Source organism: Streptomyces sp. MK37H (assembly GCF_018035285.1).
Lineage (GTDB): Bacteria > Actinomycetota > Actinomycetes > Streptomycetales > Streptomycetaceae > Streptomyces > Streptomyces endocoffeicus.
On sequence record NZ_JAAAYH010000859.1, the window covers coordinates 1 to 1363 of the forward strand.

The window sequence follows — 1363 nt, forward strand, 5'->3', positions numbered from 1 at the left end:
TCCACGCTCACGCCGCCCTGCGCCTCGTTTCCATCTCTTCCCTCGTCCCGGGGCCCGTGCCGGGCCCGGTTCGCTCTACGTCCGCAGGCTCGCCGCCAGCAGCTCCACGAAGCTCACATCCTCCCGGGCCACCCCGAAGACCTCCGCGCGCCGCAGGGTCCGCTCGGCCCAGGCCCGGTGCGGCTTCACCTCGTTCATTTTGTTGGTGTACGAGGAGCGCAGCACACCGCCCCCGCAGCGCTGGGGCTCGAGGATGTCCACCGCGTCGCTGAACTCCTCGTGGCTGACGACGGAGAGCGCGTGCACCGGGGCCACATGGCTGGGGTGGATGCAGGTCTTGCCCTGGAGACCGTTGGCCCGGTCCAGCTCGATCTCGCGCAGCAGCCCGTCCATGTGGTGCTCGATCAGCGCGGTGCGCAGCGACTCGGCGCGGCCGCTGCTGAAGGGGCTGATCCGCAGCTGCGGCTTGAACATCCGCTCATGCGGTTTGAAGTACTCCCACACCGGCCCGGTGATCGTGAAGCCCGTGCCATCGGCCCGGCCCAGCATGTTCACCACGTCCGCGATCACGGACGCGATCAGCTGGACGTCGTAGGCGGTCATGTCCGGCGCCCTGCGCAGCCCGTAGGCCGAGCACAGATCGGTGACCCCGAGGCGCAGCGCCAGCACCCGCTCCCGGTACTTGTCGACAATCCGGCTGATGCCGCTCAGGCTGTCGGTGCGCGTTTCGCGGTGCATCAGCTCGGGCGATTCGAGGACCGGCATCGCGAACAGCCGCCGCCCGCCCAACGCCTCGGTCACCTGGGCGGTTTCGGCCGACATCAGCGCCTCGAGAAAGGCCCCGCCACGCTCCTCGGTGAACTTCGGCAGTACGAATCCGGACAGCAGCCGCACGTCCGCTCCGAGCCGGGAGACGAGATCGACGATCTGCTCGGGGGTGCGGACCCGGATGAAGAGCAGCGGCAGCGAGGTGCCCGAGTCCCGCCCGGACAGCTCCGCGAGCTGCCGTACGAGGTTCTCCTCCGCGCCCGCCACCTCGGCGTCGTCGATGGAGTCCTCCAGGCACAGCACCATGGAGACCACGCCGCGACCTGCCTGTTTGACGATGTCCTCGGCCAGCCGGGGCCGGGTCGCCGGGCAGTACAGGGTGGCGCCGAGGGCGACGGCCAGGGTCCGGGTGGGCGAGTCCACGCCGAATTCGCCGGGCTCCCGGTGGAAGAGGTTGGCTCGCACCTCGACGGGCAGATGTCCGAAATGCCGCATACAACTCCCCGCACTGCCGGTGTGCCGCCTCGGTCCCGCTGACCCGCGGTTGGCCGATAATCGTACGTGCGACCATGGGTCAAAAGTTCCCCAAGGGCGT

General features: G+C 69.5%; 1 protein-coding gene. It reads right to left on the minus strand.

Annotation, left to right across the window (positions count from 1 at the left end; all coding sequences use genetic code 11):
- Positions 1-75 precede the first annotated feature (75 nt).
- On the minus strand, positions 76-1263 hold the full coding sequence (locus GWI24_RS44445; protein WP_210951674.1) for an HpcH/HpaI aldolase/citrate lyase family protein: 1188 nt from the start codon (positions 1261-1263) through the stop codon (positions 76-78).
- Positions 1264-1363: the final 100 nt, after the last annotated feature.